This is a genomic window from Streptomyces sp. NPDC023723 (genome assembly GCF_040639815.1).
Classification (GTDB): domain Bacteria; phylum Actinomycetota; class Actinomycetes; order Streptomycetales; family Streptomycetaceae; genus Streptomyces.
The window spans coordinates 109,286-123,487 of the sequence record NZ_JBFAAP010000016.1; the positions used below are offsets into that span (position 1 = coordinate 109,286).

General features: G+C 74.4%; 13 protein-coding genes. 1 reads left to right on the forward strand and 12 read right to left on the reverse strand.

The window, feature by feature from the left end; translation table 11 throughout:
* Positions 1-13: 13 nt before the first annotated feature.
* The 5 genes from AB0G32_RS19310 to AB0G32_RS19330 are packed head-to-tail and all read right to left on the reverse strand — an operon-like array spanning position 14 to position 4,698.
* The gene (locus tag AB0G32_RS19310) at positions 14-1,027 is read right to left on the reverse strand and encodes a methyltransferase (RefSeq protein ID WP_361164174.1); all 1,014 of its coding nucleotides are present in this window, start codon (positions 1,025-1,027) and stop codon (positions 14-16) included.
* Positions 1,024-1,320 (reverse strand): acyl carrier protein, encoded by a 297-nt coding sequence (locus AB0G32_RS19315; protein WP_361164176.1) that lies wholly within the window; start codon positions 1,318-1,320, stop codon positions 1,024-1,026. The genes AB0G32_RS19310 and AB0G32_RS19315 overlap by 4 nt, the downstream gene beginning before the upstream one ends.
* Before the next feature lie 51 nt (positions 1,321-1,371).
* The gene (locus tag AB0G32_RS19320) at positions 1,372-2,430 is read right to left on the reverse strand and encodes a hypothetical protein (RefSeq protein ID WP_361164178.1); all 1,059 of its coding nucleotides are present in this window, start codon (positions 2,428-2,430) and stop codon (positions 1,372-1,374) included.
* A complete protein-coding gene (locus tag AB0G32_RS19325; RefSeq protein WP_361164180.1) occupies positions 2,427-4,121 on the reverse strand; it encodes a GMC family oxidoreductase in 1,695 nt (564 codons plus the stop codon). The genes AB0G32_RS19320 and AB0G32_RS19325 overlap by 4 nt, the downstream gene beginning before the upstream one ends.
* Positions 4,114-4,698 carry a hypothetical protein gene (locus AB0G32_RS19330; RefSeq protein WP_361164182.1) on the reverse strand — a complete coding sequence of 195 codons (585 nt, stop codon included), beginning with the start codon at positions 4,696-4,698 and terminating at the stop codon, positions 4,114-4,116. Before AB0G32_RS19330 ends, AB0G32_RS19325 begins: the two co-directional genes overlap by 8 nt.
* An 84-nt stretch (positions 4,699-4,782) precedes the next feature.
* Here AB0G32_RS19330 and AB0G32_RS19335 point away from each other — a divergent pair, with 84 nt between their 5' ends.
* Positions 4,783-5,664, forward strand: a complete 882-nt coding sequence (locus tag AB0G32_RS19335) for a hypothetical protein (RefSeq protein ID WP_361164184.1) — start codon at positions 4,783-4,785, stop codon at positions 5,662-5,664.
* Between the two features lie 41 nt (positions 5,665-5,705).
* On the opposite strand, the gene AB0G32_RS19340 is transcribed toward AB0G32_RS19335, so the two are convergent.
* From AB0G32_RS19340 to AB0G32_RS19370, 7 genes are all read right to left on the reverse strand, one after another.
* A complete protein-coding gene (locus AB0G32_RS19340) occupies positions 5,706-6,791 on the reverse strand; it encodes a Gfo/Idh/MocA family oxidoreductase (protein WP_361164186.1) in 1,086 nt (361 codons plus the stop codon).
* Positions 6,788-7,627, reverse strand: a complete 840-nt coding sequence (locus AB0G32_RS19345) for an inositol monophosphatase family protein (RefSeq protein WP_361164248.1) — start codon at positions 7,625-7,627, stop codon at positions 6,788-6,790. Before AB0G32_RS19345 ends, AB0G32_RS19340 begins: the two co-directional genes overlap by 4 nt.
* 2 nt (positions 7,628-7,629) lie before the next feature.
* Positions 7,630-9,036 (reverse strand): aminotransferase class III-fold pyridoxal phosphate-dependent enzyme, encoded by a 1,407-nt coding sequence (locus tag AB0G32_RS19350; protein ID WP_361164188.1) that lies wholly within the window; start codon positions 9,034-9,036, stop codon positions 7,630-7,632.
* Complete coding sequence (locus AB0G32_RS19355; protein ID WP_361164190.1) at positions 9,033-10,292, reverse strand: aminotransferase class III-fold pyridoxal phosphate-dependent enzyme; 1,260 nt, start codon at positions 10,290-10,292, stop codon at positions 9,033-9,035. Before AB0G32_RS19355 ends, AB0G32_RS19350 begins: the two co-directional genes overlap by 4 nt.
* Positions 10,293-10,364: 72 nt before the next feature.
* A complete protein-coding gene (locus AB0G32_RS19360) occupies positions 10,365-11,009 on the reverse strand; it encodes a bifunctional 4-hydroxy-2-oxoglutarate aldolase/2-dehydro-3-deoxy-phosphogluconate aldolase (RefSeq protein WP_361164192.1) in 645 nt (214 codons plus the stop codon).
* A complete protein-coding gene (locus AB0G32_RS19365) occupies positions 11,006-11,770 on the reverse strand; it encodes a class I SAM-dependent methyltransferase (protein WP_361164194.1) in 765 nt (254 codons plus the stop codon). The genes AB0G32_RS19360 and AB0G32_RS19365 overlap by 4 nt, the downstream gene beginning before the upstream one ends.
* Positions 11,771-11,956: 186 nt before the next feature.
* Positions 11,957-13,867 (reverse strand): PhoX family phosphatase, encoded by a 1,911-nt coding sequence (locus AB0G32_RS19370; protein WP_361164196.1) that lies wholly within the window; start codon positions 13,865-13,867, stop codon positions 11,957-11,959.
* Positions 13,868-14,202 lie beyond the last annotated feature (335 nt).

Below are 14,202 nucleotides of genomic sequence, written 5' to 3' on the forward strand. Positions count from 1 at the left end.
GGTCTCCGTCTGGTCAGGCGGGGCGGGCGGTGAGCAGGGCGTAGTGGCCGTAGCCGGGAGTGACCGAGCAGTCGGTGAACCCGGCCGCGCCGAGCAGCGCGGCCAGTTCGGGCAGGGTGCGCAGCCGGCCGCCGGTCATCACCGCGAGGGCCAGCGAGTAGCCGGTGACGGCCGGCGAGCGGCGGGCCGCGTCGTCGGGCAGCACCTGGTGCACCAGGAGCCGGCCGCCGGGAGCGAGGGCGGCGCGGGCGCGGTCCAGCAGGACGCGGCAGCGCGCGTCGTCCCAGTCGCTCAGCACGTCCGCGAAGAGCACCCGGTCCTGGCCGCCCGGCCACGGCTGCGCGAACATGTCGCCGGGCCGCAGCCGGACCCGCCCGGCCAGCCCCGCCCGCGCGAGCAGCCGGTCCGCTTCCCGGGCGACCACCGGCAGGTCCAGGACGGTCGCCCGCAGGAGCGGATGGCGTCGGGCCAGGGCCACGGCGAAGGTGCCGACCCCGCCGCCGGGTTCCAGGAGCGTGGTGCAGCCCGTCAGGTCCAGCCGCTCGGCCAGGGCCGCGGCGGGTGCGGTGGAGTGCGCGTGCATGGCCCGGGCGAACCGCTCGCCGTGCCGGGGCGAGCGCTCGTGGGTCTCCCAGATCGCCCGGCCCCGGTAGCCCTGGGGGACGCCGGTGGCGACCAGGTCCCGCACGGCCGCGCAGCGGTCGTCCCAGCCGAGGGTGAGCATCGGCCCCCAGTAGTCGTCCGCGTCGGGGAGCAGGAAGACCCGGGTCTCCTCGGTCGGGTGGTACCGGCCGCCGTGCACGGCCAGGTGACCGAGGGCGGCGAGGTGTTCGAGCAGCACCGAGGTGCCGGCCCGGTTCCACCCCCGGGGCCCGGCGAGCCCGGCCGGATCGCTCGGGGCGGCGGCGAGCGCGGCGAACACCCCGAGGCGGTCGGCGGCGGCCACCGCGGGCAGCCGGTACTGGGACATGAACACGTCCATGAGCAGCCGGTCGTCGGGGCCCGCCCAGGGGGCCGGTGCGGTCACCGGGCCTGAGCCGCGCCCGCGGCCAGGACATCCAGCAACTCGCCGACCGTGCGGTAGCGCTGCGGGTCGATGTCGTCGTTGTCGAACGTCACCTCGTGCCGCTGCTCGAAGTGGGTGAAGACGTAGGCGAGGGTGATGGAGTCCAGCCCGAGGCGGCTCATGGGGTCGCCCTCGGCGAGGCCGTGCGCCACCTCGGGCGGGGTCTCGCACTGTTCGACCAGCACCGTCCGCATCTCGTCGAGGACGGCCGCCCGGTCGGTGGACGCCGGGCCGTCGGTGGGGTTCGCGGTCATCGTGACCTCTTCTCTCTCCTGGGATACGGCTGGGATACAGCGCTTGGGATGTCAGGCGAAGGACAGGTCGGGCAGCGGCCGGCCCTGCCCGAAACACCACTCGGCCTCGCCGCGCAGGCGCCGCACCAGCCGGCTGCCGTCACCACGGGCACGGGGCGGCGCCGACCCGGTGTGCCGGGCCGCCGCCCGCAGCAGCTCCGCCAGGGCGTCGGCGAGGACGGCGAGTTCCTCGTGGGCCATGGCGTAGACGCCCTCGGAGCGGAACCGGTGCAGGCCGAGCAGCAGCAGGCCGAGCTTCTGCGCGCGGGCCGCCGCCGCCAGCGCCGCCCGCGAGACGTCGGCGGTGCGCGGGTCGCCGGACCCGGCCAGCGCGTGCCCCAGCAGGAAGAGCTGCGGCTGCACGTCCCCGAGCACCCACACGTCCATCCCCTTGGCCAGCAGCAGCGGCAGCCGGGCCCCGGACCACACCGTGCCGTGGAACGCGCGCAGTTCGGCGACGTCCTCGGCGAGCGGCACCAGCGACGGCGGCAGCGCCGCGGCGGCCACCTCGTGCGGGCGGCGGGTGTCCGGCGGCGCGGTCCGGGCCGCCACCGCGTACCGGGTGCACGCCGCGCGCAGCCCGTCGGTGACGGGCAGCACCCGGCGGTGGCCGTCCTCGGCGGGCGCGTCGGTGTCCAGCAGATGCAGCCCCCGCGCGTCCAGCCGGTGGGCCAGCACCATGTGGTGGTGGTAGTGCTCGGCGCCCTCGTGGTCGTCGCCCGGCCAGTGGTGGCCGTCCGGCATGAGGATCACCGGCGTGCCGCCGCCGACCAGCGCGGCGACGTCCGGCCAGTGCCGCCCGCCGGTGCCGATGCCGGTCAGCCGCCAGCGCACCGTGCAGGCCGGGAATTCGCTCAGCGGCCCGTACCAGGTGCCGCGCCGCACCAGGTCCAGCGGCACGGTCAGACCGCGCGCCACCGCGCCCGCGGTGTACCCGTGGTGGAGCAGCACCGCCTCCACCGACCGCAGGAAGCACCCCAGCCCGTCCAGGCCGATGTTCTTCCAGCCCAGCGCGGCGGCCGGGTCGAAACGGTAGGACGGCGCGTTCTCGGCGGCGGCCGCGCCGCTCACGCGGTCCGCCGGGTGTTGCGCAGCACCGTGGCCACGATGGTCAGCGTCGGGTTGTGCCCGCCCGAGGTGGGGAACAGGCTCCCGTCGGCGACGAACACGTTGTCCATGGCGTGCATCCGGCCCACCCCGTCGGTGACCCCGGCGGCCGGGTCGTGGCTCATCCGCAGACCGCCCAGGGTATGGAAGTTGCCGGGCACGGTGCCCGGTTCCCGCGGGAAGAGCCGCGACCGGGTCTCCGGTACGGCGGCGACCGCGTCGGCCCCGGCCGCCCGCAGCAGGGCGGCCAGCCGCGGCAGACAGAACCGCTGCGCCGTCAGTTCGTGCCGGTGCGGCGCCCACGAGATCCGGGGCACCGGCACCCCCAGCCAGTCCCGCACCGCCGGGTCGAGCGTGACGCGGTTGTCCCGCTGGGAGATGTCCTCCCCGTGCATCTGCACCCCGAGCAGCCGGTCCCGCAGCGGGCTCTGCCGCATCAGCCGGGCGAACGCCGGGCCGTACGGCGAGCCCGCCGCCAGCAGCGGCAACAGCCGCCGGTAGACATGCCCCTCCCGCACCCGCCCCGGCTGCCCGCCGCCCAGCTCCACCACACCGCCGCGCAGATACGGCAGTCCCGCCGCGCGGGCCGCCGCCCGGGCGCCCGGCTGGTCCGGGTCGGCGAAGTCGTCCAGCGCGTGGGTGACGTTCCGGCCGCGCGCACCGCGCACCCGCTCACCGAGGAACAGTCCGTACGCGACCGAGTACCAGTGGAACATCAGGTGGCGGCCCAGCAGCCCGGACCGGTCCGGCAGTTCGGACAGTGCCGCCAGCCGGCAGCTCTCCACCGCCGAGCCCGCCAGCACCACCCGGTCGGCGGGCAGCTCGCTCCGCCGGCCCTCGGCGTCCGCGTACACCACACCCCGGGCCCGCCGCCCGGTGTGCCGTACCGCCACGGCCGTGCACAGCGAACGGACCTCCGCGCCGGCCAGCACCGCGCGCCGCAACGCCGTCAGGGCGCTGCCCCGGGCGCCGCCCGGACAGCCGTAACCGCAGCAGGTACCGCAGTCGGTGCACACCGGACGGCCGTCGTAGGGACGGGAGTTGGCGGCCATCGGCATGGGGTACGGGGCGAGGCCCAGGCTCCGGGCGGCGGCGGCCACCCGCACCGACGAGGTCTGGTCCGGCCCCGGCGGCATCGGGAAGTCCCGGGTGCGCGGGGCGCGGCGCAGGGTCAGCGCGGGCAGGGCGGCCCGGTCGCCCTGCACCCCGAGGAGCGCCTCGGCCTCGTCGTAGAAGGGGGCGAGCTCCGCGTAGTCGAACGGCCAGTCCACCACGTCCGCGTCCGGCAGCGGCCCCAGCGTGCTGCGCTTGGCGAAGTCGAGGTCCCACAGCCGGGGCGTCTTGGCGTCCCAGTGCACCGAGCCGCCGCCGACGGCCGCCGGCAGCGCGTTGACGAACCCGGTGACGGGTCGCCCGGGCAGCGCCCGGTCCGCGTAGACCCGGGGCTCCGCGAGCGGGTCGGGGTACTCGAAGCCGCGCACCGGGCCCTTGATCTCGTCCGGCGAGAACACATGGCGGGGCGCCGCCTCGCGCAGGTCCTCGAAGTGGCTCGGACCGCGCTCCAGCACGGTGACGTCCCAGCCGGCCTCGGCGAGCAGCATCGCCGCCGTCGCCCCGCCCGGCCCGCTGCCCACCACCACCGCGCGCTCAGCCACCGTAGCCGCCCGTGCCGGCCAGCAGCCGGGCCGCCTCGGTGAAGTGCCGGGCGAGTACGGCGACGGGGTCGGCGCCCGGTTCGCCGTACGGCGTGACGGGATCGGGGCGGGGCCGGCCGGTGACCGGGTACGTGGGCAGGGGCAGCACCGTGGGACCCGCCGGGGCGGGCCGGCCGCGGTAGACGGGGTCGCCGTACGTCCCCTCCACGGCGTGGTCGAAGAGCAGATCCCGGAAGTCCGCCGGCGCGGTGCGCAGCGCCCGGTGCCGGTCCGCGAGCGGGGCGCGGGCGAAGTCGCCGCCCGCGAACCGGTCCAGTTCCGGTACGCCCGCGCGGTAGCCGCGGCCCAGCTCCGCCACCCGGCGGCGCCAGCCCGTCCGCTGGGCGGGGGACAGGGGCAGGAAGGAGCCGTCGGGGCGGCCGGAGGCGTAGACGAGCGGCGGGTCGACGGCGAACGCGCCCAGCAGCCGGTCCGCGTACCGCACGGCGTCCGCCTCGTGCGACCCGGGGACGAGCAGCGCCATCGCCGCCCGGACGGTGTCCGCCTCATGGGGCGCGAAGAACAACCACTGCTCCAACTCGTCACTGTATGAGGGGCTTTGCGGGTATTCATGGTCTTCGTCATGTCCGTTCATGTCCGTCCTTCGGCCGAGGAGATCCGCATGACCCAGTCCGCGAGCGATGTGTCCGCCCTCACCCGGCGGCTGCTGGCCACCGGGACGCCCCGCTTCACCGGGGAGCACGGGGTGGAGGTTCACACCCTGGTCTGTGCCGACCACGTCCCGCTGTACCTGTTCGCCGCGAAGTCGCTGGCGCGCTGCTGGCCCGAGGTGACGCCCGTGGTCCACGACGACGGCACGCTCGGGCCGCGTGACACCGCCCGGCTGCGCCGCCATGTGCCGGGCGTCCGGATCATCGGCCGGGCCGAGGCCGACCGGCGGGTGGAGTCGCTGCTCGGTGACTGCCCCACGCTCGCCGCGGTGCGCCGGGGCAACGTCCGCATCCTCCAGCTCGTCGACTACTTCCTGCTCAGCGAGGCGCCGTCGGTCGTCGGCATGGACAGCGACGTGGTGTTCCTGTCCCGTCCGCACGCCCTCGTCGAGTGGGCCCAAACCGCGCCCGGCGAGCGGCCCGACTTCTGCTACTCGCCCGAGTTCGGCTGGGAGCCGCAGGGCGTGCACTGGATCGCCGACCGGCTGCCGGGCACCCCGTACGTGCCGTACATGTGCTGCGGCTTCACCGCCGTCGACACCGCGCGCTTCTTCGACGCGGACTTCCTGGAGCGCACCCTGGCCGCACTGCCCCGCGAGATCGCCTTCGCGCCGCGCTACGTGACCCAGATGGCGTACTCGCTGCTCGGCGGGCGGCTCGGCGGGAAACGCACCCGCGATCTGGGCGAGCCGTACCGCTCCGGCCGGCTCGCCTGGCTGCCCGCCATCGAGGACCGGGTGATCTGCCACTACTTCGCCTCCCACGACCGCGCCACGGCCTACGACAACCTGTCCGAGGAGGGCCCGCTGCTGAGCCGCGCGTTGACCGGCTGAGCGTCGGGGCGTGTCCCGGCCGGCGGGCTGCCGGAGCGCGGTCATACCGGCACCGCCCGGCCGCCCGCGTCCGCCGAGCGGTACGCCGCCTCCACGATCCGCGCGGTGTCGACGATCTCCCGGGCCGGGGCGGCCCACCGGCCGGGGTCGCCCAGCACCCGCCGGAAGTCCTCGTACATGGGCGCGAACCACTCCAGGTGCGTCTGGTCCTTGCTCGGCGACACCAGGGAGCGCCGCCACTGGCCCCGCTCCGTGCGGCCGGTCACCGTCGCGTCGTCCACCCGCACCGACCCGGCCGGGCCGTGCACCGCGTAGTGGTTGGAGCGTTCGCCGCTGGTCCAGCTCAGCTCGATGTCGCAGTGCCCGTCGCCGAAGTCCAGCCGCAGCCGGGCCGCCTCGTCCACCGCCGAGCGCGCCCCGCCGGCCCGGGACACCGTGCACGACACCCGCTCGGGCGCCCTGCCGAACAGCCGCAGCGCCATGTAGACGCAGTGCGTCCCGTGGTCCAGCAGGATGCCGCCGCCCGCCAGTTCGGGGGAGCGGCGCCAGTCGGGCGCGTACCCCGGCACACCGCGCGCGTGCCGGTCGCGCAGGATACGGAAGGTCGCGGACTTCGGCGGCCCGAGCCGCGCGCCGGGATCGGCACCGGGGGCCGTCGCCCCGGCCAGCGCCCGCATCACCGGGGACGTCCCGTAATTGTGGGCGGGGAACAGCAGGCGCCCGCGGGACCGGGCGAGTTCCGTCAGCTCACGTGCCTCGGCCGCCCGCGCGGCCACCGGTTTCTCGCAGATCACGTGCCGGCCCGCGGCGAGTGCGGCGCGGGTGAGGGGCGCGTGGAAGGCCGGGGGAGCGCACACATCGACCACGTCCACCGCCCGGCCTGTCTGCGGCGCCCCGGCCAGCACCTCAGCCAGAGTGGCGGCCACCCGGCCGTCCGGCAGCCGGGCGGCGGCCAGCGACCGGCGGTCGGGCGACGGGTCGACGACGGCCACCACCTCCGCGTCCGGCAGTAGCGCGTAGCCGCCGAGCCGGGCGCCGCCCGCGGTGCCGAACCCGACGACGGCCACCCCGATCGGCACCTCGCGGCCGACCGGGACCGGCGCCGAGGACCGGGAGGCCGGGCTCATGCCCGGCCTCCCGGCGCCACCGGCGGACGGGCGCCGCCGGCCGCGACGAGCGGGCCGTGCACGGCGGGGGAGGCCGCCACGACATGCCCGTCCCGGGGCGTGAACGCCTCGCCGCCCCACCCCGTGACCACCCCGCCCGCCTCCTGGACCAGCAGCGCGCCCGGCACGGTGTCCCACACCCCGACGCCGAACTCCAGATAGCCGTCGTACGACCCCGAGGCGACCCGGCACAGACCGGTGGAGGCGCTGCCCGGCTCCCGGATCTCGAACCCCGCGCCGAGCAGCCGGTCGGCGACGGACCGCTGCCGCTCGCGCACCACCCCGTCCGTACCGAAGCCGGTGCCCGCCAGCGGCCGTCCCGGTGGTGCCCCGGCGACCCGCAGCGGCACCCCGTCGCGGAACGCGCCCGCACCGGCCACCGCCCGGAACTCGGTGCCGTACTCGGGCAGCCGGATCACCGCCAGCCGGGTGCGGCCCGCCACCACCAGGGCCACGGCCACCGCGTAGTCGGGCAGCCCGCGCAGGTAGTTGGTGGTGCCGTCGAGCGGGTCCACGATCCAGGTCGGCCGGTCGCCTTCGGCATCGACCGGGTCGGACTCCTCCGAAATGATCCCGAAGCCGGGCGTACGGTCGCGCAGGACGGCCAGCGCCCGCCGCTCGGCCGCCAGGTCGGCGTCGCTGACCGGTGCGTCGCCCGCCTTGGTGCGTACCTCGCGGCGGGTGCCGCGGCGGCGCATCAGTTCGTCGGCGGCCTCGGACGCGGCGAGCGCGGCGGTCGCGGTGAGCTTGTCGGTCGCGGTGAGCATGTCGGTGTCGGTGTTGATGTCGGGAAGCATGGTCACCGCGCGCCCCCGGTCCCGATCCCGATCAGCGTCTCGCGGATGATGCCCACGGCCGTCTCCGCGACGTCCCGGCCGACGTTGAGCGGCGGGTACAGCCGCAGCGTGTTGCCGCCCAGCATGACCAGCACACCCGCGTGCAGCAGCTCCAGATAGACCCGCTGGACCAGGTCGCGGGGCGCGGGTTCGCGGGTGTGCCGGTCCGCGACCAGCTCGATGCCGAGGGCGAGGCCCAGTCCCCGCACATCGCCCACCAGAGGCGCCAGCTCGGTCAGGTCGGCCAGTTGGCCGAGCATCTCCCGGCCCCGCACGGCGGCGTTGTCGACGAGTCCGTCGTCCGTGATGACACCGGTGGTCGCCGCCACCGCCCGGCAGGCAGCCGGGAACGCTCCGAAGCTGGACGAACTGGCGCTGGGCTCGGAGAACGGCGCCGCCGCCATGGTCCCGGCGCCCGCGACCACCCCCGTCACCGGATACCCGCCGCCCATGCCCTTGCCCACCGCCAGTACATCGGGCCGCACGGCCTCGTGCTGGTGGGCGAAGGCCGCGCCGGTGCGGCCGAAGCCGGTCATCATCTCGTCGGCGATCAGCAACGCGTCGAACTCCCGCGCCACCTCGCCGAGCGCCGTGAGATACCCCGGCGGGGGCACCACGTTCCCGGACCGGCCCTGCACCGGTTCCACCACGATCGCGGCCAGCGCCCCGGTGGAGTTCTCCTTGATCACGTCCCGGGCGTGTGCCACGCAGGCGAACCCGCACGAGGCGGGCCGCAGCCGCAGCGGGCAGCGGTAGCAGTTGGCGTACGGCGCGGAGAAGTATCCCGGCGGGAGCGGGCCGAGGCCCGCGCGGGCGCCGGCGGTCAGTGCCAGCGAGCCCATGGTCTTGCCGTGGAAACCGCCCCAGAAGGACAGGAACTCGTGCTTGCCGGTGACGGACTTCGCCAGCCGCAGCGCCGCCTCCACCGCCTCCGTGCCGCCGCTGTAGAGCTGGATACGGTCCAGCCCCGCGGGCAGGAACCCGCGCAGTGCCCGTGCCATGTCGAGCCGGGCGGGGGAGCCGAAGGCACCCGCGGTGGCCCGGCGCAGCTCCGCGGCGAGCGCCGCGGTGTAGCGCGGCTCGGCGTGGCCGAGGGAGTTCACGCCGCCCGCGCCCTGGAAGTCCAGCACCCGGTTGCCGTCGATGTCCACGAGCTCCGCGCCGTTCGCGTCGGCCACGCACAGCCGGGCCAGCAGCATCACCGCCTGTAGCCCCGGGCCGATCACCTCCTGCTCGGCGGCCCAGTGCGCCTCACTCCCGGTGCGCGGCCGCAGCATGCCCAGACCGTGTCCCGTCCCCGGGGTGCCGGAACCCTCCGCCGCTCCGGCACCCCGCTGTCCGTCGGTCTGCTTCTCCGTGGTCTCGGTCATGTGCCGTCCTCTTTTTTCCGGGGCCGCCGGTCCGCGGGCAGCAGTCCGTCCGCGATCAGCGCCTCGAAGCCGCGCCGGGCCGCGCCGACCGCGCGGTCGATGTCGTCGTCGGTGGTGGCCGCCGCGATGAACCAGTGGTGGTTGGGGTGGAGGAAGACGCCCTCGCGGATCGTCGCCGCGTAGAAGGACCGCTTGGCCCGCTGGTCGGCGTCGCCGTCCCCGAACCGGAAGTCGAGGAACGGCATCGGCGGATGCCCCACGACATCGACGGGCGCGCCGAACTCCGCGGTCAGCGACCGCAGTCCGTCCTGCAACCGCTCGCCCATCCGCCAGATCCGCTTCAGGTGGTCGCCACCGCGCAGCTTGCGCACCGTGGCCAGGGCCGCCGCCATCGCGTCCGCGTTGGCGTAGTAGGTGGAGGAGATGTGCACCCGCTCCAGGGTGCGCAGCACGTCGGCCCGGCCGGTCAGCGCCGAGATGGCGTAGCCGTTCGCGAACGCCTTGCTGAGGGTCACCAGGTCGGCGGTGACGCCGTAGTACTCCTGGGCGCCGCCCAGGGCGAGGCGGAAACCGGAGCGGATCTCGTCGAACACCAGCAGCGTGCCGTGCTCCCGGGTCAGCTCCCGCACGCCCTCCAGGAAGCCGGGCGCGGGCCGCTCGATCATGAACGGCATCATCACCAGACAGGCGATCTGCCCGGGGTGGCGGGCGAAGACCGTCCGCAGCGAGTCGAGGTCGTTGTAGGTGAAGCTGTCCACCAGCGCCCGGCTGACCGCCGGGATGCCGTGGTCCCACTGGGCACACCAGTCGTGCCACCCGTTGTAGCCCCAGCGCACCACCCGGTCCCGGCCGGTGAAGGCCCGGGACAGGCGTACGGCCGCGCCGGTGGCGTCCGAACCGGTCTTGAGCAGCATGCCCATCTCGGCGCCCGGCACGAACTCCAGCAGTTCGGCGATGAGTTCGCTCTGCACGGGTTTCATCAGTCCGACGGCGAAGCCCCGCCGGATCTCGCGCACCACCGCCTCGTCCACGTCCGGGTCGGCGTGGCCGAGGACGACCGTGCCGTAGGAGAGGAAGAAGTCCAGGTACTTGTTGCCGTCCACGTCCCAGAAGTGGGCGCCGTGGGCGCGTTCGGCGAAGACCGGGTAGTGGCCCTCGATCATCTGGTCGGCGGCGATGACTTTCTTGCGTTTGGCTGCCAGAGCGTCGATCCGCTCAGCCCTGCGGTCGAGTGCGAAGGAGCGGTCCAGTCCCAACGGTGTGCCTTTCGTCGTGGCGAAACGGCGGTGCGGGGCGGATGGAGATGCGGGTGGGCGGAGGAGGGGGCGTCAGCCGCGGGCGGTGCGGACACACTGCAAAAGAGCGCCCGCGCGGTGCCGTACGCCGGAGAGGTCTCCGCCGTGCAGGGCGTCCCCGACGAGCGGCCGCCCGAGCGCGACGGCGTGCGCGCCCGCGGCGAGATAGTCGGTGAGGTCGTCGGCGGTGACACCGCCGGTCGGGACGAGCGGGATGTCCCCGAACGCCATGGTGAGCGAGGCCAGATAGGCCGGGCCGCCCAGCCGGGCCGGGAAGAGCTTGACCAGCGCGGCACCGAGCCGCCACGCCTCCATCACCTCCGTTGTGGTGAACGCGCCGCACACCACGGGGACGCCCAGCGTCCGGGCCTCGTCGAGGACCTCGGGCAGCACGCCGGGGGTGAGGAGGTAGTGCGCGCCGGCGTCCACGGCGCGCCGCGCGGTCTCCCGGTCCCGTACGGTCCCGGCGCCCACCAGCGCGGCGCCGGTGGCCACGCTGCGGCGGACGGCGTCGAGGGCGCCGGGTGAGGTCAGGGTGATCTCCACGGCCCGGATGCCGGACTTGCCGAGTTCCTCGGTCACGGCCGGCACGCTGGGGGAGTCCGGCTCGGTGAGCATGGCGATGAGCGGTGTGTCCGCCACCTCGGCGGCCAGGTCGGTGCGTTGGTCCCCGGTCATGGTCGTCCCCGCTTCTCCAGGACGACGATCTGACGCCGGGTCCGCCGTACGACCGGCCGGTCGGGATCGGGCAGCGCCCGCAACGTCTCGATGAAGGGCGCCACTTGCCGGTCGAAGACGGTGTCGTCCACGGCCCACAGGTGGAAGAGCATGCGCTGCTCGAGTCCGGAGGCGATCAGCTCGGGACTGTGTTCGTGGGTCGCCGCCTCCAGTTCGCCGACCTCCACGGCGGTGAAGCCCACCGATTCGGCGAGCGGGACGATCCGCTCGGCCCGGTCGTCGGCCTCCGCCGTGCGGGACTGGATCTCCTCCATGATCCGGCTCACCGGATGGTCGTCGAAGAGGATCATGCCGGGCACGACCACGTAGCGTCCGCCCGGCTCCAGTACGCGGTGCACCTCGCGCAGCCCGGCCCGCAGATCACCCACGACATGGGTCACCCAGACGCTGTAGACCTGCGTGAAGGTGCCGTCCGGGAAGGGCAGCGCGGTCAGCGAGGCCGCGGCGACGGTCCGTCCGATCCGCTCGACGGCCTTGGTCAGCATCGAGTGCGACAGGTCGATGCCGACCACCGAGTGTCCGAGATCGGTGAGGGCCAGGGCGACCACGCCGGTGCCCGTGCCCGCGTCGAGGAGCAGCGGCCCTTTCACCGTGCGCTCGGCGATGGCCGGCGCGATCCTCCGGCCGCGCGCTTCGCCGCCCCGCGTCCGGTCGTAGAAATCGGCCGCGGGAGAGAAATTGACAGACGGTTGCACGGTCACCCACTTAATGGTCGTGACTTATGGAAGAAACCCGAAGCGGCAGAAAGACTTGAACGGCAAGTGGAAGCGGTAAGAAGTGGTGAGCGGAAGTGATGAGGGGAGCGGTAAGGGAAGTGGTAAGGGAATGTCACGGGCATCGAAAAGGTGCGGGCCCGGGGTCGAGCCTGTTCGAGGGCTTTCCGGTTTTCAGGGAAGGAGCACGGGGCCTCCGTCGGTGCGGCGGACCACGACGACGGACGCGCGGGGCTGTGCGGAACCGCCGTCCGGCCAGTGCGACGCCGGATGGAGCGGGTCGGCCCCCGGCACCTCACCGGGGTGCTGCACCGAGACCAGTACGAAGTCCTCCCCGATGACCGGACCGCAGCACTCGGCACTCGTGGGCACCGTGAGGAACCGTCGCACCAGCCCGCGCTCGGGACCGCTCAGAGGCACCATGTACAGCCCGTCGTTGCGACCGCCCCGGCCACCGGCGTCGGTGGCGAGCCACAGGTTGCCGTGCCCGTCGAAGGCCAGGTTGTCGGGGCAGGAGACCGCGCTGACCAGGCTCTTGTCGAGGCCCGCGTAGTACGTCCCCGGCTCCTCGGGGTCGCCGCAGACCAGCAGCAGCCGCCAGCCGAACCGCTCGGCGGCGGGGTGGTCGCCGCGTTCGCACAACTCCAGCACATGCCCGTCGCGGTTGGCGGAGCGCGGATTGGCCCTGTCCGGCGCGGGCCGCCCGGACGCGCCGCGCTGGTCGTTGTTGGTCATGGCGGCGTACACCCGCCCGGTGCGGGGGTGCGGCTGCACGTCCTCGGGCCGGTCCATGGGGGTGGCGCCCGCCCGGTCGGCCGCGATCCGGGTGAAGACGTACACCTCCTCGGCGCTCATCCCCGCTACAAAACTCCGGTCGCCGTGCGCGAGCGGGAGCCACCGGCCCGTGCCGTCGAAGGCCTCGTCCGCCCCGGCGAGCCCGCCGTTCTCGCCGGTGCCCTGGTCGGCGCCGTCCGGGGCGAACCGCGCGACGTAGAGCGTGCCGGAGTCCAGCAGCCGCTTGTTGTGCGCGCGGTCGGCGGCGGTGCCGCCCGGGCGCAGCCGGCCGTCCGACACGAACTTGTACAGGTATTCGAAGCGCTCGTCGTCCCCCATGTACGCCACGACCCGGCCGTCCGGGGCCACGGTGATGTTGGCGCCCTCGTGCTTGAAGCGGCCGAGCGCCGTGTGCTTGACCGGCACCGAGTCCGGCTCCAGCGGATCGACCTCGACGATCCAGCCGAACCGGTGCGCTTCATGGGGCTCGCGGGCCAGGTCGAAGCGGCTGTCGTACCGCTCCCAGCCGCGCAGCGACGGGCCTTCGGGGAAGCCGTAGCGCCGCAGTCCCTCCCGGACCCGCGGGTCGGTGGCCCGCTCGGCGTGCGCGAAGGGCATGTGCACGTTCTCCTCGCCGGAGAGAACCGTGCCCCAGGGGGTGGTGCCGCCCGAGCAGTTGGCCATCGTGCCGAGGACCCGGGTGCCGGCGGGGTCGGCGGAGGTGCGCAGCAGCGCCGAGCCGGCGGCGGGTCCGCGCATCTCGAAGGGGGTGAGCAGGGTGATGCGGCGGTTCCACCGCCCGTCCACCACCGTGGTCAGCCGCCCATCCCCGGCCCGCCGCACCAGCGTCACCGACAGGCCGTACGCCATCCAGGCGGTCCGCACGTGGGAGCGCGTCGGCGCTCGCGGGTCCCAGTCGGGGAACATCAGCGGCTCGGTGGCGTACTCGTGGTTGGAGACCATGAGCCACCGGTCGGTGCCGCGCAGCGGGACGAGGGCGCAGTAGTCGTTGTTCACCCCGAACTGGCCGGCCTGAGCGGCCTCGCTCTGGTGGTCGAAGTCAAAGGGCGGGGCGCCCGGCAGCACCGGATCGCCCCAGCTGATGAGCACCTCATGGGTGAAGCCCTCGGGAACGGTCACCCGGTCGCCGGTGTCGGGCGGCACCGGCTCGAACCCCCGCACGGCGGCCTTCTCGGACGGACGCACCGGCGCGGCCGCGGCCGGAACCGCGGCCGCGCCCCCGGTCGAGGACACCAGAGCCAGCGCGCCGCCGCCGAGCAGGGCCCGGCGCGAGAGGGTGTCGCGCAGCAATTCTCCGAAAGAGGTATTTCCCGAGGTGTTCGGTGCGTCCTGGGCACAGGCGTTCCCGCATTTGAAGATGCAGGTGTCCGGAGAGAGCCGGGTTCCCTCACCGCCGGTGAGAAGAGGCAGGTGCCGCAATGACACGCCGAAGGTCCTTCCTGTGGAGCTTCTGTGCAGCCTTTCGCCGTCAGTATGCATGAGGGCCAACTGGGCGACAATCAGGCTTTTGAAGCGTTCCGGCGCGGAATACCGGCGTGCACGGCGCGTGCAATTCACGACGGGCGCGCGAAGGGCGAATCGACGGACCGCGCGCCGGTGGCCCCCCTCATGGCCGGCCGGCGGCA